The organism is Streptomyces sp. NPDC021356, from assembly GCF_040641015.1.
In the GTDB taxonomy this organism is placed as follows: domain Bacteria; phylum Actinomycetota; class Actinomycetes; order Streptomycetales; family Streptomycetaceae; genus Streptomyces.
This window is the reverse complement of the sequence record NZ_JBFACU010000008.1, coordinates 148,019-168,890: the sequence shown is the minus strand read 5'-3', so window position 1 is coordinate 168,890 and position 20,872 is coordinate 148,019. Positions and strand designations below refer to the sequence as shown.

Below are 20,872 nucleotides of genomic sequence, written 5' to 3'. Positions count from 1 at the left end.
TGGACCGCGGCTGGGCCGGGCCGGCCTCGCCTCGCCGCCCACCACCACGCCGCCCTCCCCCAGCCGTCGCTGCTCGTCCGACCGGCCGGGCCGCGGCCCTGCCCGCCTGGCGCACGGCGGTTGGCCGGTTCACTCAGGCGGCCCGACCAGTCCCGTCTCGTAGGCGGTGATCACGAGCTGCACCCGGTCCCGGGCGCCCAGCTTGGTGAACAGCCGTGACACGTGCGACTTGGCCGTGGCCACGGTGATGGAGAGGTCCTGCGCGATCTCGGTGTTGGACCGGCCGCGGCCGACCAGGGTCAGCACCTCCCGTTCCCGTTCGGTCAGGCCCTCGACCGCACGGGCGGGGCGCCGCGGTGCAGCGGCGGGGCGGCCGGCGAAGTCCGCGATCAGACGGCGCGTCACGCTCGGCGCGATCAGTGCGTCGCCCGCCGCGACCACGCGGATCGCCGCGAGGATGTCGTCGAGCGCCATGTCCTTGACCAGGAAGCCGCTGGCACCGGCCCGCAGGGAACCGTAGACGTACTCGTCCTCGTCGAACGTGGTGAGGACGAGCACGCGGGTCGTCCCGGCGCCTGCGGTGATGCGGCGCGTGGCCTCGATGCCGTCCATGCCGGGCATGCGGATGTCCATCACCACGACGTCGGGCACGAGGTCGACGGCCAGCCGGACCGCCTCGGCGCCCGTGGCGGCCTCCCCGGCGATCTCCAGGTCGGGGTGGTCGGCCACGAGCACGCGCAGTCCCGACCGCACCAGCGGCTGGTCGTCGGCGAGCACGATACGGACGGTCACGAGGCCGCCGCCGCCCGGACCGCGGCGGGTTCGGGCAGCGGCAGCCGGGCGGCCACCCGGAAGCCGCCCTCGGGGCGCGGCCCGGCGCTGAGCCGGCCGTGCAGCAGGCCGACCCGCTCGCGCATGCCGACGAGACCGAAGCCGTGCGCCGGGCCGTCCCCGGCGGCGCCGCGCCCGTCGTCGACGATCTCCACGGACAGCTCCTCGTCCCCGTAGTCGACGGTCACCCGGCAGCTCCCGGTGCCCGCGTGGCGGACCACGTTGGTCAGCGCCTCCTGGACGATACGGTAGACGGACAGGTCGATGTCGGCGGGCAGGGGGCGCCGTTCGCCGCTGCGGCGCACCTCGACGCGCACGCCCGCGTCCGCGGTCGCCGCCGCCAGCTGTTCGAGGTCGTCGAGTCCGGGTGAGGGCGCGAGCGCCGCCCTTCCCGGCGCCGCCCCGCCCGGGTCGGCCAGGTCGGCCCGGCGGAGCGCCACCAGGGTGCGCCGCAAGCCCGACAAGGTCTCCCTGCTGGTGGTCTCGATGGCGCGCAGCGCTTCGCGGGCCGCCGCGGGCTGTGTCCGGATGACCCGGTTCCCGACCCCGGCCTGGATGGTGATGATGCCGATGCTGTGCGCGACCATGTCGTGCAACTCCCGTGCGATCCGCAGCCGTTCGGCCGTCACCGCCTCGGCCACCTCCTGCGTGCGCAGCGCCACCGCGTGTGTGCGGCGCTCGCGCACCAGCAGACCGACCATGCAGGACGCGGCCAGGGCCAGCAGGGCGATCACGCCGTCGGCGAGCAGGTCGTTGCCGTGCGCATAGCCGCTGACCAGGGCGGCCTCCATGAGGAACGTCACGGTCACGGCGGTGGTCGACGCCCGCCTGGTACGGGTGGCGACGATGAACGCCAGGACGAGGTCGACCGCGAGGAAGGACAGGAACCGGGCCTGGAACGCCACCTCGTGGCTCGCCCGCAGGGAGCCGACGGGGCCCGCCAGCACGGCGACCGACCCCAGGAGCGTCAGGGCCAGGGCCAGCGACGGCATGCGGCGTACCGTGCCGGCGAGCAGGGTCGCGGCGAGCAGTGCCCCGACGGCGTGGGCGACGCCCGAGGCATGTGTCGCCCCTCCCACGAGCAGGGTCATCAGGAGGAAGTACAGCACTCCGCCCGCCCAGGCCATGGCCTTCGAACCGGTCATCGGCGGTGCGTCTCCTCGGCGGGCAGAGCGCGGGGCGCGGGGCCGCCGTGCGGTGCGGGGCACGCGGACGGCGGCGTTGTCGGTGTGGCGTCCATGCCGTCAGGCTAGCCAGCCGCCGACGCGGCGGCATCGGCCCGGGGACGTACGCCCGGGGGTTGAAGGACGCCGGGCCGTGTCGCAGGAATCGGGGACGTGCGGCCGGAGCGTGTTCAGTGTGCGGCCAGCCTGCTCAGGGTCCGGGCCGAGGGGGAGCCGGGGTCGGCGGTGATCAGGACGACCTCCTGGTCGTCGTCGGGGACGAGGAGGACATCGCAGTTCAGACGCAGCCGGCCCGCGGTCGGGTGGTCGAGGACCTTGGTGCGGTGGCCCGGGGCGTGCACCGGACGCGTCTCCCACAGGTGACGGAACTCCTCACTGTCCGCCTGGAGTCGGTCCAGCAGGGCGGCGAGCCGCGGATCGTGCGGGTAGCGGTCGGCGGCCCGGCGCAGGCGGGCGACCACGATGTGTCCGAACTCCTCCTCGCTGGAGCTTTCGCGCGCCGGTCCCTCGGCGAGGAACCGGCGGCGGGCCAGGTTCACCGCGCCCGTGGCGAGGTCGCCGCCCAGCAGGGCCTGGGCCAGCGGGTTCCAGGCGACGACGCCGTAGGTGGCGTCGGTGACGATCGCGCCGGTGTCCGGCAGGCGCCGGAGCATCCGGGCCACGTGCGGGCGCACGCGCCGTACGGCGCCGGTGGCGGGCGGCGGCGCGCTCGTGCCGGCCAGGCGGAACAGGTGGCTGCGTTCGGCCGGTGCGAGGCGGAGGGCCTGGGCCAGCCCGTCGAGGATGCGGGGCGACGGGCGGGGGCCGCGGGCCTGTTCGAGCCGCGTGTAGTAGTCGACGGACATGTGGGCCAGCTCCGCCACCTCCTCGCGGCGCAGCCCCGGGGTGCGGCGCGGGAGCCCGGCGGGCAGGCCCAGCTCGTGCGGGCGCAGGGCCGCGCGGCGCTCCCGCAGGAAACGGGCCAGTTCCTGTCGCGCCATGACCGCTCCTCCCGCTCGCCCGGTACAGCCTGGTACAGGTTGTCCCTGGCACGGCGGATGCCGCCGGGGGACCGTGGCTGTCATGAACGATCGCACAGCACTGGTCACCGGTGCCAACAAGGGCATCGGAGCGCAGATCGCCCGGCTGCTCGTGGCGGAGGGTTTCGCCGTGTACGTGGGTTCCCGCGACGCCGGGCGCGGGCGGCGGGCCGTCGAGGAGATGGGGGGCGCGGCGCGGCTGCTGGTCCTCGACGTGACGGACCCGGACAGCATCGCCGCCGCCACGGGAGAGGTGGACCGCCTCGACGTACTGGTCAACAACGCGGGCATCTCGCCCTCACCGGCCCCGCCGACCGAGACCGGCACGGATGAGTTCCGGCGTACGTACGAGGCCAACGTGTTCGGGGTCGCCGCGGTCACCAACGCCTTCCTGCCCGCCCTGCGCCGCTCCCCGCACCCCCGGATCGTCAACGTGTCCAGCGGGACCGGGTCACTGACCTGGAGCACGAACCCGAACCCCCAGTTCGCCCCGGGCAGCGGCGGCGCGGCTGCCTACCGGTCGTCGAAGACCGCCCTCAACGCCCTCACCGTCCTGTACGCCCAGACGCTGGCCGGGGAGGGTTTCAAGGTCAACGCCCTCGCCCCCGGCCTGCGGGCCACCGACCTCAACGCCCGTGCGGCCGCGGCCGGCGGGGATCCGGCGGAGGCCGCTCGGGGTGCCGTACGGCTGGCGCTCCTGCCGGACGACGGCCCGAGCGGCGCGTTCTTCTCCTGGGACGGAACGCCCGTGCCGTGGTGACCACCTGCTGGTCACCACGGCACGGGCGGGCCCGGTACGCGATCCCGCGGGCGTGACCGGGCCGGGCCCCCTCGGCTCGGGCGAAGCAGGGGGCCGTACCCGGCCGGTGCCCGGTTCAGGCGCGCGGTGCGCCACGGGTCACTTGACGCAGCCGGGAGCCGGGAATGCGGTCGTGGTGGCGGGGTGGCCGCCGCCCTCCATGTTGGTGACGAGCTTGGGCGCCGGGCCGTTGGGGTCGACGATGCGGGCGAGGAACCCGGCGCTCTTGGGCAGGGCGGGGTGGCTGCGGTCGACGACGCCGGCGAACCGGGTGTGGTCGTCGGCGTCCTCGAAGAAGGCCCGCGGGCCGGCGGGGCCGTTGCTGAGCACGGCGAGGGTTCCGGCGCCGATGGACGCCTCGTGGACGATCGTGCAGCCCCGCGCGTCGGGCGAGCCGACCTTGGGGAGCGCGTAGGTCTTGGTGGCGCCCTTGTCGCTGTGGACCTGCAGCGCGGGGGCGGAGCCGCCCACGCCGGTCAGCTTCAGCGACAGGTTGCCCTGCTTGGCCGTGAGGTGGCCGCGGTCCAGTTCGGTCAGGACGCGGGACATGTAGGCGTCACCGGGCTTCCAGTTCGCCGAGACCGCGCGGATCCACGCCTCGGGGCCGCCCGCCTTCGGGTCGTTGCGCAGGACGGCGACCAGGTTCGGGCCGATGGAGACGGCCTTGCCCGCGTAGCGGGCGCCCGGGTCGGTGCTGACGGCGGCGTGGGCGGTCCGGCCGGCGGCCGCGGCGGAGGCGGCCGGGAGGGCGGCGGTGGCGCCGAGGGCGGTGGCGAGGACGGCGGCGGCGAGGACGGAACGGCGCGCGAACACGGTGGGCATGAAAGTGGCTCCTGGAGACGCAGACGGAGAAGGTCGAAGGACTTCATGCCGCTTCTCACCGGTCGGTGTCCGGTGGTCGGTGAGGGTGGGGGGCGGCGACACCTGAAGCATAGGCAGCCTGCTTCGACGGTTTGTCGCCCGAACTGTCACGGGAGTGCGACAGGAAACGGAACGAGGGCTTCGCCGGAACCGGATCACACCGGTGACCAGCGGCTCCCCCGTGCCCCTCGTACCCCCGGCCCCCAGTGTCTCGTCTCCCTCAGCGCCCTCGGCGCCCTCGGCGTCCTCAGCCCCGTCGGCGCCCTCGTCTCCCGCCCGTCGCTACCGCTCGGCGCGCCAGGTGCCGCTGCGGAGGCCGGACGCGGTGAGGTCCCAGTCCAGGCGCAGGACGGCCAGGTCGTCGGTGTGCCGGTCGGCGTTGAGGGTGCGGGTGCGGGCGATGAGCTGGTCGAGGTGGGTGCCGGGGTCGGGCGCCTGGAGGGTGTCGATGATGCCCAGCAGGCCCTCGACGCCGAGCCGTTCGTCGGTGCTGTCGGCGAATCCCTCGATGAGCCCGTCGGTGTAGGCGACGAGCGCTCCGCGGGCGGGCAGCGCGAGGGTGGTGGCGGCCCACTTGCCCACTCCGGGCGCGATGCCGAGGGCGATGCCGTGGGCGGCGGTCACCTGCCGGGTGCCGTCGGCCGTGACGAGGAGGGGTTCGTGGTGGCCGGCCAGGTGCAGGGTGACGGTGCCGGCGTCCGCGTCCAGGGTGATGAGGGTGCAGGTGGCGAACAGGTCGCTGCCGGTGCGTTCGGCGATGTGGATCTGTTCCAGCAGGTGGAGCAGGTGCTGGTCACGGTGGCCGCCGAGGGTCAGGGCGCGCCAGGCTATGCGCAGGCAGACGCCGAGCGCGGCGGCGTCGGGACCGTGGCCGCTGACGTCCCCGATGATCGCGTGGACCTGCCCGTCGTCGGTCTGGACGACGTCGAGGAAGTCTCCTCCGAGCAGGGCCTGAGCGCGGCCCGGGTAGTAGCGGGAGGACGCGGTGACGGCGGTGGAGGACAGCAGGGGTTCGGGCAGCAGCCCGCGTTCGAGGCGGGCGTTCTCCTCGGCGCGCAGGCGTCCGATCTGGAGGGCGGCGTTGGCGCGCTCGGCCTGCTTTCGCTGGATGGCGTAGCGGACGGCGCGCTGCATCAGGTCGGGGTCGACCTTGCCCTTGACGAGGTAGTCCTGGGCACCGGCGGCGAGGGCGTCGACCCCGGCGCGGGGCTCGTCCAGTCCGGTCAGGACGATGATGGCGGCCCGGGTGTCCGCCTCGATCGCGTGGACCGTCTCCACTCCGGTCGCGTCGGGCAGGTGCAGATCGAGCAGGACGCAGTCGGCGGGGCGGGTGGCGAGCGCGGCGCGTGCTTCGGCGGCGGTGCGGCAGCGTGTGAGGGTGTACGACAGGTCGGTGTCGTAGAGGAGTTCCTCGACCAGGAGGGCGTCGCCGTCGTCATCCTCCACGAGGACGATGCTGAACCGGTCCGCGCGGCCCGTGGCTTGGTCGGTCACGGCTGCGTCCCTCTCTCCACGGACGCGGTCCCGGTCTCGTTCTCCGAGGCGGCCCCGGTCTCGGAAGCGGTACCGGCCTCGGATGCGGTACCGGTCTCGGCACCGTTACCGGCCTCGGCCTCGGATGCGGTACCGGCCTCGGCACCGTTGCCGGCCTCGGCACCGGCCTCGGTCTCGGTCTCGGCGACCGGGAGGGTGAAGACGACGCGGGTGCCCAGCTTGTAGGCGGGGTCGATCCCGATGCTCCCGCCGTGGAACTCCACGACCTTCTTGCACATCGCCAGGCCGATGCCGGTGCCCGGGTAGGCGTCCTTGGTGTGGAGGCGCTGGAAGATGATGAAGACCTTCTCCTGGAACTCGGGAGCGATGCCTATGCCGTTGTCGCTGACGGCGAACTCCCAGGTGTCGCCGTCCCGTGCGGCGCTGATGTGGATGTGCGGCGTGTGGTCGGGGCTGCGGAACTTGATGGCGTTGGACAGCAGGTTCTGCCAGAGCGTGCCCAGTTGGGTGGAGTCGCCGACGACGGTGGGCAGGGGGTCGTGCGTGATCTCGGCGCCGGTCTCCTCGACGGTCACGCTGAGGTCGTCGAGCGTCCTGCCCACGATCTCCTCCAGGTCGACGGACCGGTGGTCGTTGTGCACCCGGCCGACCCGGGAGAAGGCCAGCAGGTCGTTGATGAGGTTCTGCATGCGGTTGGCGCCGTCCACGGCGAACCCGATGTACTGGTCGGCCCGGTCGTCCAGCTGCCCTCCGTACCGGCGTTGCAGCAGCTGTGTGAAGCTGGACACCTTGCGCAGCGGTTCCTGCAGGTCGTGCGAGGCGACGTAGGCGAACTGCTCCAGTTCGGTGTTCGACCGCTTCAGGTCCTCCGCCTGTTCGTCGACCAGCTGCCGGGCCTCCTCGCTGACCTGGAGTTCCTCCACCAGGCGGCGGCGCATGGACTCCACGTCCGCGGCGAGCCGGCGCAGGTCGGCGGGTCCGGTGCCGGTGAGGGAGAGGTCGAAACGGCCCCGCGCGACGTCACGGGCGTCCGCGCCCAGCCGGCTGAGCGGGCCGGTGATGCCGCGGCGCAGCCCCTCGAAGACGAGGACGGCGAGCAGCACGATGAGGACGGCGATGACGGCGAACATCCAGTTGCGCAGCGTCTCCGCCTGCCGCAGCTGCCGGGCTTCAGCCGCGCGTTCGCCGTCCAGATGGGCCTGCTGACCGGCCATCGCGCGCCGCAGCGAGTCGAACGAGGTCTTGCCCTCCGCCGCCCGGTCCGTGGCGAGTCTCACCGCGTCCGCGGCGGAGGCGCCCGAAACGGGGTCGGCGATGCGCCGCTGCCAGGTCCCGGCCAGTTTCTCGACCTCGGCCAGGTCGGCGGCGGCCCGGGGGTCGCCCTCGACGAGGGGCCGCAGCCGTCCGAGGGCGGCCTTCTCCTCGCTCAAGCCCTGGGCGTACGGCTGGAGGAAGTCCGCGCGGCCCGACAGGCCGTACCCCCGCACCCCGGTCTCCTGGTTGACGAGTCCCTGTTCCACGCGCATGGCCTGGATCAGGGCGGCGGAACGCCGGTCGACCAGGTCGGCCGTGATCTGCGACGTGCGCCACATGGCCCAGCCGCCCAGCGACCCCAGCACCGCCAGGACGATCGACGCGGTGGCGACCCCTGTCCGCAGCCAGCGCCGGGTGGTCCAGCCGGCGAACGCACCTCCGGTGTCGGTCGGCTTGCTTCGCATCCCGGTTCGTGTCTCTCCCTCGGTCGTCCCGGCCCCGGTCAGGCGCACGGCAAGCTCACTGTACCCAGGGTCCGACAACGTATGTTGTCCCAGGGGAGATCAACGCCGTAGCCTGGGCCCATGCCCGGTTCCGTCCCCCCTCCCCAGCCCTCCGGAGAGACGGTCGCGCTGGTGACTCAGATGGTGGACGAACTCGCCCGGCATCTGGCACCGGACACCGTCGACCCGCCGGCCGAGCCCCTCGACGCGGCCCAGTCCCGCAGCCGGGCGCTCGAACGTCTGCGGGTGCTGAGCGGCGTCAAGGAGGCCGTCCGGCGTCTGGAGGACCAGGCGGCGCTCACCGCGGCCGCCAGCGGAGCCGGTTATCCCGAGATCGGCCGGGCCGTCAGCATCAGCAGGCAAGGAGCCCGGCGCCGCTGGCCCGGGCTGATCACCACCAGCGCACATCCCGCCCACCGTCCCACACCCCGGAGCTCGTGAATCATGGCTGCCGCCGCAACCCGCCCCTACGACGTGCTGCTGGTCGAGGACGACGTCGCCGACGCGATGCTCATCCAGGACGCCCTCGCCGAGCGAGGCACCCGCAACCTCACCCAGGTCCCCGACGGCATCGCCGCCCTGGACTACCTGCGCGACCCGGGCAACGAACGCCCCGATCTGATCGTGCTCGACCTCAACATGCCGCGGATGAACGGCCGGGAGTTCCTGGCCGTCGTCAAGGAGGACGCCGACCTGCGGACGATCCCCGTCGTCGTCCTCACGACGTCCGCGGCGCCCGACGACGTCACCGGCGCCTACCACCACCACGCCAACGCCTATGTCACCAAGCCGGTGAACCTGGAGGAGTTCGAGGCGGCGGTTCGCAGCATCGACGCCTTCTACCTGGACATCGCCGTCAAGCCCCCGAAGGAGTAGGCGGGGAGCACGGGGGAGCACAGGAGCGCGGCCGTCGGTCCGGTCACAGGTCCCGGCGGTACGCCGCCGGCCTGACGCCCACATGGGTCAGGAACGCCGAGGACAGGCTCCCGGGACCGGAGAAGCCGCAGCGTTCGGCGATCTGCGCGACGGTGAGGCCGGTGTCGGCCAGCAGCCGCCGCGCTCGTTCGATCCGCAGCCCGGTGAGGTACCGGTGCGGTGTCTGACCTGTGGCGTCGCGGAAGACGCGGACGAAGTGGTAGACGCTCAGGTGCACTTCGCCGGCGATGTCGGCGAGGGTCAGCGGATCGGCGAGGCGCTCGCGCATGATCGCGACGCCTTCGCGGACGGCCCTGTGCTCGGGCCCCGGGACGCGGTGGTCCCGGCCGCGCGCCAGCAGGTGCGTCACGAGGAAGGCGGCGGCCGACTCCGCGTACAGGTCACCGGCGTGCGCGGCGGCCGGCAGCGCGCGCACGACCTGTTCGACGACCTCGTCCCCCGCTGACAGCGAGGCGCGGATCGCCGCGAAGTCGGGCGCGGGGCCGCCCAGGTGTGCCACGGCCCGCTCGACCGCGGCCCGCGGTATGTGCACCTGGACGCTCCGCATCGCCGAGACCGCACGGTAACTGCGGGTGGTGGGGCGGCCGGGGACCATCAGCTCCAGGCGGCCGGGGGCCCAGCGGCGCCGGACCGCTCGCCCGCCGCCGGTGCCGTCGCCGTCTCGCACCCGCATCACCGCGTCCCCGCCGACGGCCAGCACGAGGTGCAGGTCCGCCACTCCCGGGAGTTCGAAGGAATCCGCTTCCCGGGCGTGGGTGAAGCACTGGACGAGCATCGACCGCCATCCCCCGGTGTGCCAGCTGCAATGGGCGCGCCGTACGAAGCCGCCGGTGTCGAGATCCGCGTACGGCGCCAGGTCGAAGTCGGGCGAGTCGAACACCCGGCCAGCCTATGTCCGCACGCACCACGACCGCACGCACCACGACCGCACGCACCACGACCGCACGGACCGCGGTGACGGCCCGGTGTCCGGTCGGCGTCCGGTCGCAGTCCGGTCGCCGGGCCGTCACCGGGCCGCCACCGGGCCGGGTCTCACCGCGCGGCCACGAAGACCTGCGCGGCGGTCCGCGTGGTGAGTTCGGCGATCTCCCGGCCGCTGCCGACCGCCACGCCCGCGGGCGAGGACGTCACGCGCACGACCGCGCCGGGCCGCACCCCGGCGTGCCACAGGGTGCGCAGCAGCCGGGGGTCGGTCTGGGCCGGCTCCCCGATCCGCCGTACTACCGCGCTCGCGCCGCCTGGTCCCGGTGCGAGCGCGCTGAGACTGACCACCCGCTCGCCGGGGCCCGGCTCGGCGGCGGCGCCGCGCACGTCGCCGAGTTCTTCCAGGCCGGGGATGGGGTTGCCGTAGGGCGACGTCGCCGGGTGCCGCAGCAACCGCACGAGGTGCCGTTCGACGGCCTCGCTCATCACGTGCTCCCAGCGGCAGGCTTCGGCGTGGACCTGCTCCCACTCCAGCCCGATCACGTCGACGAGCAGGCATTCGGCGAGCCGGTGCTTACGCATCACCCGCGTGGCGGTCCGCCGGCCCCGCTCCGTCAGTTCCAGGTGCCGGTCGCCAGCGACGCGCAGCAGGCCGTCGCGTTCCATGCGGGCGACGGTCTGGCTGACGGTGGGGCCGCTCTGGTCCAGGCGCTCGGCGATGCGGGCGCGCAGCGTTACCACGCCCTCTTCCTCCAGCTCCAGAACGGTGCGGAGATACATCTCCGTGGTGTCGATGAGGTGCGACATGCGGTCCGTCAGGCGGGGGTCTCGGCGGTGGCGGTCAGCACCGCGCGGCCGAGTATGTGCCCGGCCATGGTGAAACCGAGGACGGCCGGGGTGGCGTCGGCCGGGACGCCGATGGACTCGACGTCGAGGGCGTGCACCACCACGAAGTAGCGGTGCGGGCCGTGCCCGGCCGGCGGGGCGGCGCCGATGAAGCGGGCGGCGCGGGCGTCGTTGGGCAGTTGGAAGGCGCCGTCGGGCAGGCCCGAGCCCGTCTCGTCGCCGGCGCCCTCGGGCAGCTCGGTGACGGCGGCGGGGATGTCGGCGACCGCCCAGTGCCAGAACCCGGAGCCGGTGGGGGCGTCGGGGTCGTAGACCGTGACGGCGTAGCTCTTGGTGCCTTCCGGGGCACCGCTCCAGGTCAGCTGCGGGGAGAGGTCCTTGCCGCCGGGGACGCCGAAGACACCCGAGTACTGCTCGGGCGGCCAGGGGGCGCCGTCGGTGACGGTGGTGCTGGTGACGGTGAAGGACGCCGCCTCGGGGAGACGTGCGAAGGGGTCGTTGGCGCGCAACGCGTTGTTCCTTTCGGGTGTTTCAGGCATACGGGATGTTCCAGAGGTTCGTACTGTTTCTGCTATTTCGGCCGTTTCCCGTACCTGCCAATCGACAGTAACACCTAAAATCGATTATCTCCAGGATCGTCTATGCTGAGGGCATGAACGAAGCGGCACACACCTCGGGCTCGCCATCGGGCTCGGCCTCGGGCTCGCCGGGGAAGCGGATGCTCTCCGAGCAGGTCTACGCACTCCTGCGGGACGCGATCATGCGCGGGGACCACGCCCCGGGCGACGCCCTCAAACCGCAGGACATCGCCAGGGAACAGGGCGTGAGCCTGGCCGTCGTGCGCGAGGCGCTCGTGCGGGTGGTCGGCGAGGGCCTGGCCGACCGGCTGCCCAACCGCGGTTTCGCCGTCCCGGCCTTCTCCGACCGCCGCTGGCAGGAGATCGCGGAGGCCCGCCGGACCGTCGAACCGGTCATGCTGCGCATGTCCGTCGAGCGTGGCGACGTCGACTGGGAGGCCCGGGTCCGGGCCGCCCACCACCGCCTCGCCCGCACCCCGGCGTTCGCACCGGAGGAGGGCGAGCACTACACCGCCGTCTGGGCCGAGGCCCACCGGGTCTTCCACCGCACCCTGTTGGAGGGATGCGGCAACCCCGTCCTCATGGAGACCTTCGACCGGTTGTGGACCGCGAGCGAACTCGCCCGCCGCTGGTCCGCCCAGCGCGACCCGCACCGCGACGGCGCCGACGAGCACCGCCGGCTGGAGGAGGCGGCGCTCGCCCGCGACGCCGACACCGCGGCCGCGGTACTGATCCGGCACCTCACCCTGACCGCGGCCGCGCTCAGCGGACGCGCCGGCCACGCCCCGGAGCGGGAAACCTGAGCCCCGGGGCCTCCCCCGTCCGGCTCAGGTGGACGGGGCCTCGTAGGTCCGTACCGTGGCGGCGATCTTCCGTACGGTCGCCTCCGGCACCTCGCCGGACACGCCCTTCGCGGCGAAGAACGACCAGGAGGCGAGGTCTCCCTGGGCGTCCTTGAAGGCGAACGTCCACGCCTTGCCGTCCGTGGAGCACTTCTTCGACCTGTTCACGCCGACCGACCAGGCGCTGCCGAGGCTGCCCTTGATGCCCGAGGCGGTGGTGAACGGTTGCACGGGGCCCGACTTCACCTTGGTCCTGTCGGGCTGGGTGTACTGCCCGTACACCCACGTCCTCGGGTCGGTGGAGGCGATGTCCTCGGTGCTCTTGGCGCCGTTGTTGCGCCGGGAGCCGGCCGCGGCCAGCGGGGAGTGGTCCGGTCTGCCGTCCTTGTCGTCGTCCGAGGAGCACCACTGCTCCTTCAGGAAGGCGGGGGCGCGCATGGCGATCAGGGGCTTGTCGTCGGGGTCGTCGTTGTCGGCCACGTAGGTGACCCAGCCGGTGGAGCGGAGCGCCCACTGCGGTGGTACGTCGAACTTGATCCCCGCGCTCGGGTTCACCACGACCTTCCAGCCCTCGACCGTGGCCGTGCCGGTGTCCGCGGCACGGGGGTTGTCCTGGCTCTGGGACGCCGACGGGGAGGAGGTGGGTGCGGGGTCGGGGCCGGCCTTGTCGTCCTCGCCGCCGCCGAGCAGGGCGTAGCCGGTCACGCCCGCGGCGACCACGACGACCGCCGCCACGGCGACGGCGACGAGCCCGGCGCGCCCGCGGCCCCCGCCCGGAGCCGGCGGCACCGGCGCACCGGACCGCTCGGCCGGCACGGTCCAGGGCTGGGGCTGGGGCTGGGGCTGGGGCTGGGGCTGGGGCCGGCCGTACGGGTTCGGCTGCTGGTACGGGCCTGGCTGCTGGTACCCGGGCTGGTGGGGACCGGGTTGCGGGTACCCGGACTGGTGGGGTCCCGGTTGCTGGTACGGGTTCGGTCGCTGTTGCTGCTCCGGCACCGGCTGCCCGTACGGGTTCGGTTGCGCCCCCGGTACCGGCTGCCCGTACGGGTTCGGTTGCTGCTCCGGCACCGGCTGCCCGTACGGGTTCGGTTGCGCCCCCGGTACCGGCTGCTGCGGATTCTGCCCGCCCCCTGGCGGCTGCTCTCCTGGCCACATGGGCGGTAACCCTATGCGAGGGCGGCTCCGGTCCGTGGTGCGGGGCGGCAGGGGGCGGGACGCCGGTAGGGGGCCGGGCGGTGCCTCGCGGACGCGAGCGCCCGGAAGACACCGGTCCCGTGCCGCCCGTGCGGTGACGGGCCGTCAGGTGGCGATGGTGGCCACCGCATCGACGCCGTACGTGCGGGCGTAGCCGTTCTCGGTGCCGACGAGGAGGTCGACGACCTCGAAGTAGCGGTCCCAGAACGGGGTTTCGCGCAGCGCGTCGATGAGGCGCTGGTAGGCCTGGTGGTCGTCGGCCTCCCACACCCAGACGTCGGTGACGCGGGCGGAGTAGAACTCCGTGTCGTAGAAGCGCGACCGTACGCCGCTCGTCCGGGCCTCGATCGCGGGGACGACCTGGGTGGTGAAGGCGTCCACGCGTTCCCCGGGAGTCAGGGCGAGCCACTCGGGTGTGGTCTTGACGAGCAGGAACGCGGTGACGGGCGGTTCGGTGTTCCCGGTGGTCGTCGGTTCGGTGTTCTCAGAGGTCATGAGGGTGCTTTCAGGAGAGTACGGCGGGCTTGAGGGTCCGGGCGCACCACTGCTCGAAGGTGGTGGCTCCGGTGGTGTCCGGGGTGCGGGTGACTCCTGCGTCGAGTCCGTCGTCCTTGGCCTGTTTCATGTCGGCGATGCCTCGGACGAACGCCTCGTCGAGGCCGTAGCCGACGAGGGTGGTGCGCAGGTCGTCGAGGGACTGGCGTTCGTAGCGGACGGGCCGGCCGAACTGCTCGGTCATGATGCGGGCCAGGTCATCGGGGGACAGGTCCTGCGGTCCGAGGACCGGGACGCTGCCGTTGCCCGTCCAGGAGCGGTCCAGCAGCAGGCGGGCCGCGGCGGCGGCGATGTCGGCGACGGCCACCAGGGGAGCCTTGCGGTCGGCGGCGACGGCGTCGGTGAAGACGCCCTTCTCGCGGATCGAGTCGGCCTCTTCCAGAAGGTTCTCGAAGAAGGAGGGGTTGGCCAGCGCCCGGTAGGCGACGCCCGTCTCCGCGATGAGGTCGTCCATGGCGAGGGAGGCGGTGACGAGACCCGCGCGGTAAGCGACCGGGGTGCCGCGGCCGAGTGCGGAGACACCGACGACGTGGCCGACGCCGTGGGCGGCGAGCGCCTTCGCGGCCGGGCGGGTGAAGCCACTGTAGGCGTCCTCCGGGGTCAGGGAGGCGTCCGGCGGGACGAGCCAGAAGACGGCGTCCGCGCCGTCGAAGGCCCGGTCGACGACCTCGGCGTCGCCGTGCGAGCCGGTGATCACCTCGACGCGTTCGCGTACGGCGCCGGAGAGGCGGGCGGGGTCGCGCACGATCACGCGCAGCCGCTCACCGCGGGCGGGGGCGGAGTCGAGGAGCAGCGGCAGCAGGTTGCGGCCGATGTTCCCGGTGGGGGCAGTGATGACGATCATGAAAATCCTCGTGGATCGTGCCGGATTCGGTACGTCCTCATCCTGCGGAAGGGCAAGACGTTGCCACAATAGGAACTTCGGCATGGAATCATTGCCAGTACTGGAATAACCCAGGTGACCTGGAACGGAACGCCTTCTGATGAACAGCCCCGACTCCCCCGACTCCCCCGACTCCCCCGGCCACCCGGATCACCCGGACCCCCGGGCGCGCCCGGACCACGCGGGCATCGATGCCAACCTCGCCGTCGCCCTGGACGCCCTCCTGACCGAGCAGAGCGTCACCCGCGCGGCCGCCCGGCTGCGCACCTCGCCGGCCGCGATGAGCCGCACCCTGGGCCGCCTCCGCCGCATCCTCCAGGACCCCCTCCTGGTACGGGCCGGGCAGACCATGGTCCCCACGCCGCGCGCCCTGGCCCTGCGTGACGAGGCCGCGGCGGTGGTACGCCGCCTCGGAGCGCTGCTGACCCCGGGCACCGGGGCCGACCCCGCCACCCTGCGCCGCACCTTCACCCTCCAGACCGCCGACCTGGTGGGCGCGGCCCTCGCCCCCGGGCTGCTGCTCCTGGCCCGGCAGGAGGCGCCGGGGGTGTCGCTGCGGTTCCGTACGGAGGAACTGGAGGCCCAGCCGGCGCTCCGCGACGGCCGGATCGACCTGGAGATCGGTTCCATCGACCACGTCGATCCCGAGACCCGGGTCGAGGAACTGGTCACGTTGAGGATGGTGGCGGCCGTGCGGCCCGGCCACCCCCTCACGGAGGGCACCCTGACCCCGGCCCGGCTCGCCGACGCCGACCACGTCACGGTCAGCCGCCGCGGCCGGTTCACCGGCCCCCTCGACACCGCGCTGGCCGAGCACGGTCTGCGCCGTCGGGTGACCGCGGCCCTCCCCAGCCACCTGGCCGCGATGACCCTCGCCGCCCGCGGCGACGTCGTCTGCCTCATCCCCGCCGCGCTCCCGGGCGCGGCGCCCTCACCCCTCACCGACGCCGCCACCACCCTCGGCCTGCGCCTCCTCGACATCCCCCTGCCCCTTCCGCCCCTGACCATCGGCATGGCCTGGCATCCCCGCCACGCCGCGGACGGAGCCCACCACTGGCTCCGCACGGCCGTACGCCGGGCGATCCGTACCCCCGGGGGCCTGGGCCGGTGAACGGGTCAGGGCGGCCGCGGCCGGGGCGGCGCGGACCGTGGTGAACTCCCGGCCCCTCCGCGTGTCTTGCGGAAACGGCAAGATCCCGTGCCAGGTCGCGGCAGGCCGGTCAAGACTCGGACGTGTTCCCCGATGTCCATGTTTCCCCGACCACAGGAGCACCTCGATGAGCACCGACAACGCGGTCACGTTCTGGGACGGCGTCTACGCGGCCCGCCCGGCGGCCACCGATCCGCGCCCGAACGTACGCCTCACCGAGACGGTCACGGCCGGCGCGGGGCTGCCGCACGGCGACGCGCTCGACCTGGGATGCGGCGAGGGCGGCGACGCGCTGTGGCTCGCCCGCCAGGGCTGGCGCGTGACCGCCGTCGACGTCTCGGCCGTGGCGGTCGAACGGCTCACCGGCCTCGCCCGCTCTCGCGGCCTGGGCGACCGGATCACCGCCGCGCGGCGCGACCTGCGCACGTCGTTCCCGCAGGGCGCGTTCGACCTCGTGTGCGCCCACTACCTGCACACCCCCCTCGACCTGGACCGGGCGACCGTCCTGCGCTCGGCGGCCCACGCGCTGCGGCCGGGCGGGCGACTGCTGGTCGTCGACCACGGATCGACGGCTCCGTGGTCGTGGGACCAGGACCCGGACCTGCGGTACCCGACCCCGCGCGAGGTCGCCGCTGACATCGGCCTGGACCCGGCGGCGTGGCCGGTCGAGCGGGCCGCCACGCCCCGCCGCACCGCGACCGGCCCGGACGGTCGCACCGCCGAGGTCACCGACCACGTCCTGCTCATCCGCCGCACCGTCTGAACCGGCCCGGCACCGCGAGGAGTCACCCATGTCCACCGCCCCCCGCCGCGGCCGCCGCGGCGACGCCCCGCCGCCCCGGACCGGGAACAGCGAGACCGAGGTCCTGCGCGGCTTCCTCGACTACCTGCGGGACTCGGTCGCCGCGAAGGTCGAGGGCGCCCCCGAACCGGCGGTCCGGACCGCCGGGGTTCCGTCGGGTACGAACCTGCTCGGCCTGCTCCACCACCTCACGTGCGTCGAGCGGTGGACGTTCCTCGGGGAGCAGGTCACCGACTGGCCGGCGACCTTCCACGCCGCGCCGGAGCACACCGGGGCCGACGTCGTCGCCCGCTACCGGACGTCGGTCGCGCGGGCGAACGACGTACTCGACACGTGCGCCGACCTCGGCGCCCCGGTGCCCCGTCCACGGCTGAACGGCCCCGCGCCGAGCGTCCGTTGGGCACTCACCCACCTGATCGAGGAGACCGGCAGGCACGCCGGCCACGCGGACATCCTGCGCGAGCTGATCGACGGTTCGACGGGCCGCTGACCCCCGGCGTCACCGCTCGGGGATCAGACGAGGCTCTCACCGCCGTCGAGGGTGAGGATCTGGCCGGTCATGTAGTTGTTGGACATGAGGAAGAGGGCGGACGCGGCGGCTTCCTCGGCGGTGCCGAAGCGGCCGAGCGGGGCGGCCGAACCGGCGGCGGCGACCGCGCCGTCGGAGTCCAGTCCCGGCCGCGAACGCAGGAGCGGGGTGTCGATCCGGCCGAAGCGGACGGTGTTCACGCGCAGGCGGGCGGGGGCGAACTCCACGGCGAGGGCCCTGGTGAGCGTCTCCACGGCGCCCACGACCGACAGCGGGGCGGACAGGCCGGGCAGGGGGCGGGTCACGAGGATCCCCGAGGTGAAGGTGAGCGAGCCACCGGCGGGAACCCGGGTCGCCACCGCGCGGGCTGCGGTGAAGGCCGTCTGGAGGCGGGATTCGAAGGACGTACGGAGGTCGTCGGCCGTCAGCCCGGTCACGGGCCCGATGCCGGCCAGGCCGCCCGCGGTGACGAGTACGTGGTCGACGTGGCCCGCCTGGTCGAAGGCGTCGCCGAGGATGTGCTCGTCGGCGCCGTCGCCCGCGACGCCCAGCACGGCGCCGTCGGCGTCCTCGGCCGGGTACGCGTCGCGCAGGTCGGCGACGGCGGCCCCGAGCCGGTCGGGGTCACGTCCGACCAGCACGACGCGGGCGCCGACCGAACGCAGCAGTCGGGCCGCCGCCAGCCCGATGCCCGAACTTCCGCCGACGAGGACTGCGGTCGTTCCTGACAGGGCGCTGGGCAGGGGGAGGCGGAAGGGGATGGGATCCGCGGTGGTCATCGGGAGGGCCTTTCGACGAGGCGGGGCGAAGGGGCACAGCAGGCACAGCCCTGCGGGGCGGGGCCTAGCGGCCCGAACAGGCACAGCAGGCACAGCAGGCACAGCAGGCACAGCAGGCACAGCAGGCACAGCAGGCACAGCAGGCACAGCAGGCACAGCAGGAAAATAAACCATCTGGTTGTTTTAGTGTCGGAGGCGATGCTGCCGCGCCCGGGGAAACTTGTCAACCGGATGGTTTAATTCATGGCATGGCCTATGACGCGGAGGACACCAGGCGGCGGATCTTCACCGCCGCCGCTGCCGAGTTCACCGAGCGCGGCCTGGCCGGGGCCAGGGTCGACCGGATCGCGACGGCGGCCAGGGCCAACAAGCAGGCCATCTACCTGTACTACGGGAGCAAGGAGAAGCTGTTCGCCGCTGTCCTGCGGGCGAAGCTGGAGGAGGTCCGCATCTCCGTCGACCCCGACGCGGTGGCCGAGTCGGTCGGACAGATGTTCGACTGGTATCAGGACCATCCCGAGCTGATCAGGCTGCAGTTGTGGGAGGCCCTTGAGGCCTGCGGCGCCCCCGGCGAGGGCGAGCGGGAGCGTCGGGACGCCTTCCGCGGGAAGGTGCGGCAGCTCGCGAGCGGCGGCATGGGCCCTGCACTGCCCGAGGACGCCCGCCTTCGCGCCGCCCAGGACCTGCTGTTCAGCATCATGAGCCTGATCGCCTGGAACTTCGCGGTGCCCGGGATGTGCCGCATGGTGCTGGACGAGCAGAGCGACCGGGCGGCCCTCGCCCGCCGCCGGGCGGCGGTGGTCGAGGCCGCCCGCACCCTCGCGGCCGCCGCCGGGCGGCTCCGGAGCGGGCTCCCGGAGTGACGCGATGACGCACCAACAGGCCGCGAGGGCGGGGAGCGAAGGTCAGGCCCCTCGCTGCACCGGACCGACCAGCGTGCCGGCGGTCACCGCGAGGCTGCCGTCGGCGAAGGACTCGCCGGGGATCTCTCCGCCCGGGGCCCGCAGCGTGAACGTCACCTCGTCGGCGGGGGCGCCACGGCGGTCATCGGGAACCTGGATGTCGAAGTGCACCGGGTGCCCCGGGCCGAAGGTGACCACGCCCTTCTGGCTGCCGTAGCGGCCCGCGGTGACCCCGATCTCCTTGCCGTCGTTCGAGAAGCGCACGTCGGTGGGCGAACCGGCCAGCTCACACGGCGCGTACCCGCGCGGCGCGGTCAGGGTCACGCGATAGTGGCTGTGCCCCGAGCTGGCGGGCCCCTCGGTGATCTTCGCGAGGTGGTTGGCCGGCCGGCAGGCCGAGGGGGCGTCGGCGCGGGCCGGCGCGGGCGAGGCCTGCGCGACTCCCACCCCGGCGGCGCCCGCGAGCGCGACAGCGGCGGCGGTGACGGCGAACTTCCGGTTCGTACGCATCCTGAACACTCCTTGCCTTGCTGATGGTTCCACGGGTGTTCACCGCGCAACCATGGTCAAGACGATCCCTGCCCCGTCACCGCCACGTGGAATGTCTCAGGATTGACACACCGCGCGGACGCCCAGGACGAGCACTCAGGTCGTCCAGCGGTCAGGTCGTCCAGCGGTCGGGGCGAGCCCTCAGGTCGCCTCAGGCCGAGCACTCAGGTCGTCTCAGGCCGAGCCCTCAGGTCGCCTCAGGTCGAGCACTCAGGTCGAGCGGGGCCTGAGCAGGCTCCCGACGAGGGTGTCCACCAGATCGCGCTGAATGCTCGCCCCGGTCAGGGCGCGGTAGACGATCGGGCCGAGGAGGGCGTTCATCGTGGCGTCGGGGCCGAGGACGGGCGAGACCTCGCCCGCGTCGGCCGCCCGCGCGAGCATGTCGCGTTCCTGCGCACGGCGGGGGGCGAGATAGCGCTCGTGGAAACGGGCGGCCGTACCGGGATCGTGCTGGGCCTGGGCGATGAGCGCGAGCAGGACCTTGCCGGCGGTGTCGCGGGTGAGGAAGCGCGCGAAGCCGCGCAGGTAGGCACGGATGTCCGCCGCCGTGGGCTCCTGTGTCGGGACGGGCAGGCGTTTGCCGCTGTCCTCGATGAGCGTGTCGAGGAGGATCTCCACCTTCGACGGCCACCAGCGGTAGATCGTCTGCTTGGCGACCCCGGCCACAACCGGACCCGCCTGGGCGGACCCGACGCGCCGCTCGACCCCGAGGAGAGCGTGCCGGCCGTCGTCGACGTCCTCGAAGCCGAGGCGGGCGCCCCCGGCCTGCGGTTCCTGGACCGGCACGGCGAGACCGTGCCCTGGTAGTACTCGGGGAAGGGGCCCGCGGGGCCGCGGTGTCAGGCGCCGCGGGCCGCCGTCGGGCCGGCGGGCGGCTTCCAGCCGTGGGTGAGGATGTCGAAGACCTCCTCGACGGCGGCCCGGCGGTCCGGCCGGGCGTGAGTGAGGGCCGGGATCTCCAGCACGAACCGGGCCAGGGTCACACATGCGAGGTCGTCGCGGTCGACACCTGTCTCGTCGGCGATGGCAGCGCCGAGGCTGTCGGTGTGCCGGGTCCACATGTGTTCCGCGTACGCGCGGAGCGCCGGTGTGGACTCCACCAGGGCCGTGAAACCGGCCCGTTGCGGATGCTCCGCGATCGCCGGCCAGGTGCCCAGGACGTGCTGCCGGAGGCTTTCGAGGATGCTCAGGCCCGCGGGCCGCCGCCGCACCGCGGCGATCAGTTCCGCCTCCCGGTCCTCGTCCTGGTCGAAGACCAGGGCTTCCTTGCCGGTGAAGTGCTTGAACACCGTGGTGGTCGACACGTCGGCCGCGTCCGCGATGTCCCGGATGCTCACCTGGTCGTAACCACGCTCCAGGAAGAGCTCCAGGGCTGCGTCGGCGATGGCTTGCCGGGTGGCCGCCTTCTTGCGTTCGCGGCGGCCGGCGGGAGGCGGGGTCATGACGCGAGCATATCCG

At 73.4% G+C, this 20,872-nt stretch carries 25 protein-coding genes; 8 read left to right on the top strand and 17 right to left on the bottom strand.

Annotated elements, in window-relative coordinates; all coding sequences use genetic code 11:
• Positions 1-129: 129 nt before the first annotated feature.
• The 3 genes from AB0G56_RS13145 to AB0G56_RS13135 form a co-directional block, all read right to left on the bottom strand.
• Positions 130-792: a response regulator transcription factor gene (locus tag AB0G56_RS13145; protein ID WP_360968052.1), complete on the bottom strand. Its 663-nt coding sequence runs from the start codon at positions 790-792 to the stop codon at positions 130-132.
• A complete protein-coding gene (locus tag AB0G56_RS13140; protein WP_360968049.1) occupies positions 789-1,976 on the bottom strand; it encodes a sensor histidine kinase in 1,188 nt (395 codons plus the stop codon). Before AB0G56_RS13140 ends, AB0G56_RS13145 begins: the two co-directional genes overlap by 4 nt.
• Positions 1,977-2,185: 209 nt before the next feature.
• A complete protein-coding gene (locus AB0G56_RS13135; protein ID WP_360968046.1) occupies positions 2,186-2,995 on the bottom strand; it encodes a helix-turn-helix transcriptional regulator in 810 nt (269 codons plus the stop codon).
• Positions 2,996-3,077: 82 nt separating this feature from the next.
• Here AB0G56_RS13135 and AB0G56_RS13130 point away from each other — a divergent pair, with 82 nt between their 5' ends.
• A complete protein-coding gene (locus AB0G56_RS13130; protein ID WP_360968043.1) occupies positions 3,078-3,794 on the top strand; it encodes an SDR family oxidoreductase in 717 nt (238 codons plus the stop codon).
• Positions 3,795-3,932: 138 nt separating this feature from the next.
• On the opposite strand, the gene AB0G56_RS13125 is transcribed toward AB0G56_RS13130, so the two are convergent.
• The 3 genes from AB0G56_RS13125 to AB0G56_RS13115 all read right to left on the bottom strand — a co-directional run bounded on the left by AB0G56_RS13125 (position 3,933) and on the right by AB0G56_RS13115 (position 7,906).
• Positions 3,933-4,655: a hypothetical protein gene (locus AB0G56_RS13125; RefSeq protein ID WP_360968041.1), complete on the bottom strand. Its 723-nt coding sequence runs from the start codon at positions 4,653-4,655 to the stop codon at positions 3,933-3,935.
• Positions 4,656-4,976: 321 nt separating this feature from the next.
• A complete protein-coding gene (locus AB0G56_RS13120) occupies positions 4,977-6,188 on the bottom strand; it encodes a SpoIIE family protein phosphatase (protein ID WP_360968038.1) in 1,212 nt (403 codons plus the stop codon).
• Positions 6,185-7,906 carry an ATP-binding protein gene (locus tag AB0G56_RS13115; protein ID WP_360968035.1) on the bottom strand — a complete coding sequence of 574 codons (1,722 nt, stop codon included), beginning with the start codon at positions 7,904-7,906 and terminating at the stop codon, positions 6,185-6,187. Before AB0G56_RS13115 ends, AB0G56_RS13120 begins: the two co-directional genes overlap by 4 nt.
• Positions 7,907-8,026: 120 nt before the next feature.
• Between AB0G56_RS13115 and AB0G56_RS13110 the strand changes: the two genes are divergently transcribed.
• Positions 8,027-8,386: a hypothetical protein gene (locus AB0G56_RS13110; protein ID WP_360968033.1), complete on the top strand. Its 360-nt coding sequence runs from the start codon at positions 8,027-8,029 to the stop codon at positions 8,384-8,386.
• A gap of 3 nt (positions 8,387-8,389) precedes the next feature.
• Complete coding sequence (locus tag AB0G56_RS13105; RefSeq protein ID WP_360968031.1) at positions 8,390-8,821, top strand: response regulator; 432 nt, start codon at positions 8,390-8,392, stop codon at positions 8,819-8,821.
• Positions 8,822-8,864: 43 nt separating this feature from the next.
• Here the strand turns inward: AB0G56_RS13105 and AB0G56_RS13100 are convergent, their stop codons facing one another.
• From AB0G56_RS13100 to AB0G56_RS13090, 3 genes are all read right to left on the bottom strand, one after another.
• On the bottom strand, positions 8,865-9,761 hold the full coding sequence (locus tag AB0G56_RS13100; RefSeq protein ID WP_360968028.1) for an AraC family transcriptional regulator: 897 nt from the start codon (positions 9,759-9,761) through the stop codon (positions 8,865-8,867).
• Between the two features lie 152 nt (positions 9,762-9,913).
• A complete protein-coding gene (locus tag AB0G56_RS13095) occupies positions 9,914-10,612 on the bottom strand; it encodes a metal-dependent transcriptional regulator (protein WP_360968026.1) in 699 nt (232 codons plus the stop codon).
• Positions 10,613-10,620: 8 nt separating this feature from the next.
• Entirely contained in the window at positions 10,621-11,160 is a 540-nt protein-coding gene (locus AB0G56_RS13090; protein ID WP_360968386.1) for a YbhB/YbcL family Raf kinase inhibitor-like protein, read from the bottom strand.
• A gap of 143 nt (positions 11,161-11,303) precedes the next feature.
• On the opposite strand from AB0G56_RS13090, the gene AB0G56_RS13085 reads away from it, so the two are divergent.
• Positions 11,304-12,032 (top strand): GntR family transcriptional regulator, encoded by a 729-nt coding sequence (locus AB0G56_RS13085; protein WP_360968023.1) that lies wholly within the window; start codon positions 11,304-11,306, stop codon positions 12,030-12,032.
• Positions 12,033-12,056: 24 nt separating this feature from the next.
• Here the strand turns inward: AB0G56_RS13085 and AB0G56_RS13080 are convergent, their stop codons facing one another.
• The 3 genes from AB0G56_RS13080 to AB0G56_RS13070 form a co-directional block, all read right to left on the bottom strand.
• Entirely contained in the window at positions 12,057-13,067 is a 1,011-nt protein-coding gene (locus tag AB0G56_RS13080; protein ID WP_360968020.1) for a hypothetical protein, read from the bottom strand.
• Between the two features lie 303 nt (positions 13,068-13,370).
• Positions 13,371-13,760 (bottom strand): darcynin family protein, encoded by a 390-nt coding sequence (locus AB0G56_RS13075; protein WP_360968018.1) that lies wholly within the window; start codon positions 13,758-13,760, stop codon positions 13,371-13,373.
• 10 nt (positions 13,761-13,770) lie between these two features.
• A complete protein-coding gene (locus AB0G56_RS13070; protein ID WP_360968016.1) occupies positions 13,771-14,664 on the bottom strand; it encodes an NAD(P)H-binding protein in 894 nt (297 codons plus the stop codon).
• Between the two features lie 139 nt (positions 14,665-14,803).
• On the opposite strand from AB0G56_RS13070, the gene AB0G56_RS13065 reads away from it, so the two are divergent.
• The 3 genes from AB0G56_RS13065 to AB0G56_RS13055 all read left to right on the top strand — a co-directional run bounded on the left by AB0G56_RS13065 (position 14,804) and on the right by AB0G56_RS13055 (position 17,145).
• Complete coding sequence (locus tag AB0G56_RS13065; RefSeq protein WP_360968014.1) at positions 14,804-15,814, top strand: LysR family transcriptional regulator; 1,011 nt, start codon at positions 14,804-14,806, stop codon at positions 15,812-15,814.
• 166 nt (positions 15,815-15,980) lie between these two features.
• On the top strand, positions 15,981-16,616 hold the full coding sequence (locus AB0G56_RS13060) for a class I SAM-dependent methyltransferase (RefSeq protein WP_360968011.1): 636 nt from the start codon (positions 15,981-15,983) through the stop codon (positions 16,614-16,616).
• A gap of 28 nt (positions 16,617-16,644) precedes the next feature.
• Positions 16,645-17,145 carry a DinB family protein gene (locus AB0G56_RS13055; RefSeq protein WP_360968009.1) on the top strand — a complete coding sequence of 167 codons (501 nt, stop codon included), beginning with the start codon at positions 16,645-16,647 and terminating at the stop codon, positions 17,143-17,145.
• A gap of 23 nt (positions 17,146-17,168) precedes the next feature.
• Here the strand turns inward: AB0G56_RS13055 and AB0G56_RS13050 are convergent, their stop codons facing one another.
• Positions 17,169-17,963, bottom strand: a complete 795-nt coding sequence (locus tag AB0G56_RS13050; protein ID WP_360968006.1) for an SDR family oxidoreductase — start codon at positions 17,961-17,963, stop codon at positions 17,169-17,171.
• A complete protein-coding gene (locus tag AB0G56_RS13045) occupies positions 17,960-18,190 on the bottom strand; it encodes a hypothetical protein (RefSeq protein ID WP_360968003.1) in 231 nt (76 codons plus the stop codon). Before AB0G56_RS13045 ends, AB0G56_RS13050 begins: the two co-directional genes overlap by 4 nt.
• A 21-nt stretch (positions 18,191-18,211) precedes the next feature.
• On the opposite strand from AB0G56_RS13045, the gene AB0G56_RS13040 reads away from it, so the two are divergent.
• Positions 18,212-18,826 carry a TetR/AcrR family transcriptional regulator gene (locus AB0G56_RS13040; protein WP_360968000.1) on the top strand — a complete coding sequence of 205 codons (615 nt, stop codon included), beginning with the start codon at positions 18,212-18,214 and terminating at the stop codon, positions 18,824-18,826.
• A 42-nt stretch (positions 18,827-18,868) separates the two neighbouring features.
• Here the strand turns inward: AB0G56_RS13040 and AB0G56_RS13035 are convergent, their stop codons facing one another.
• From AB0G56_RS13035 to AB0G56_RS13025, 3 genes are all read right to left on the bottom strand, one after another.
• Positions 18,869-19,375 (bottom strand): DUF4232 domain-containing protein, encoded by a 507-nt coding sequence (locus AB0G56_RS13035; protein ID WP_360967997.1) that lies wholly within the window; start codon positions 19,373-19,375, stop codon positions 18,869-18,871.
• A 249-nt stretch (positions 19,376-19,624) separates the two neighbouring features.
• Entirely contained in the window at positions 19,625-20,200 is a 576-nt protein-coding gene (locus tag AB0G56_RS13030; RefSeq protein WP_360967995.1) for a TetR-like C-terminal domain-containing protein, read from the bottom strand.
• A gap of 53 nt (positions 20,201-20,253) precedes the next feature.
• On the bottom strand, positions 20,254-20,856 hold the full coding sequence (locus AB0G56_RS13025; protein WP_360967992.1) for a TetR/AcrR family transcriptional regulator: 603 nt from the start codon (positions 20,854-20,856) through the stop codon (positions 20,254-20,256).
• Positions 20,857-20,872: the final 16 nt, after the last annotated feature.

Excerpts from the sequence above, each read along its gene's own strand:
- AB0G56_RS13140 (WP_360968049.1), bottom strand. The coding sequence starts at position 1,976 with ATGACCGGTTCGAAGGCCATGGCCTGGGCGGGCGGAGTGCTGTACTTC.
- AB0G56_RS13135 (WP_360968046.1), bottom strand. The coding sequence starts at position 2,995 with ATGGCGCGACAGGAACTGGCCCGTTTCCTGCGGGAGCGCCGCGCGGCC.
- AB0G56_RS13130 (WP_360968043.1), top strand. The coding sequence starts at position 3,078 with ATGAACGATCGCACAGCACTGGTCACCGGTGCCAACAAGGGCATCGGA.
- AB0G56_RS13125 (WP_360968041.1), bottom strand. The coding sequence starts at position 4,655 with ATGCCCACCGTGTTCGCGCGCCGTTCCGTCCTCGCCGCCGCCGTCCTC.
- AB0G56_RS13115 (WP_360968035.1), bottom strand. The coding sequence starts at position 7,906 with ATGCGAAGCAAGCCGACCGACACCGGAGGTGCGTTCGCCGGCTGGACC.
- AB0G56_RS13110 (WP_360968033.1), top strand. The coding sequence starts at position 8,027 with ATGCCCGGTTCCGTCCCCCCTCCCCAGCCCTCCGGAGAGACGGTCGCG.
- AB0G56_RS13105 (WP_360968031.1), top strand. The coding sequence starts at position 8,390 with ATGGCTGCCGCCGCAACCCGCCCCTACGACGTGCTGCTGGTCGAGGAC.
- AB0G56_RS13095 (WP_360968026.1), bottom strand. The coding sequence starts at position 10,612 with ATGTCGCACCTCATCGACACCACGGAGATGTATCTCCGCACCGTTCTG.
- AB0G56_RS13085 (WP_360968023.1), top strand. The coding sequence starts at position 11,304 with ATGAACGAAGCGGCACACACCTCGGGCTCGCCATCGGGCTCGGCCTCG.
- AB0G56_RS13075 (WP_360968018.1), bottom strand. The coding sequence starts at position 13,760 with ATGACCTCTGAGAACACCGAACCGACGACCACCGGGAACACCGAACCG.
- AB0G56_RS13070 (WP_360968016.1), bottom strand. The coding sequence starts at position 14,664 with ATGATCGTCATCACTGCCCCCACCGGGAACATCGGCCGCAACCTGCTG.
- AB0G56_RS13065 (WP_360968014.1), top strand. The coding sequence starts at position 14,804 with ATGAACAGCCCCGACTCCCCCGACTCCCCCGACTCCCCCGGCCACCCG.
- AB0G56_RS13060 (WP_360968011.1), top strand. The coding sequence starts at position 15,981 with ATGAGCACCGACAACGCGGTCACGTTCTGGGACGGCGTCTACGCGGCC.
- AB0G56_RS13055 (WP_360968009.1), top strand. The coding sequence starts at position 16,645 with ATGTCCACCGCCCCCCGCCGCGGCCGCCGCGGCGACGCCCCGCCGCCC.
- AB0G56_RS13050 (WP_360968006.1), bottom strand. The coding sequence starts at position 17,963 with ATGACCACCGCGGATCCCATCCCCTTCCGCCTCCCCCTGCCCAGCGCC.
- AB0G56_RS13040 (WP_360968000.1), top strand. The coding sequence starts at position 18,212 with ATGGCCTATGACGCGGAGGACACCAGGCGGCGGATCTTCACCGCCGCC.
- AB0G56_RS13035 (WP_360967997.1), bottom strand. The coding sequence starts at position 19,375 with ATGCGTACGAACCGGAAGTTCGCCGTCACCGCCGCCGCTGTCGCGCTC.
- AB0G56_RS13025 (WP_360967992.1), bottom strand. The coding sequence starts at position 20,856 with ATGACCCCGCCTCCCGCCGGCCGCCGCGAACGCAAGAAGGCGGCCACC.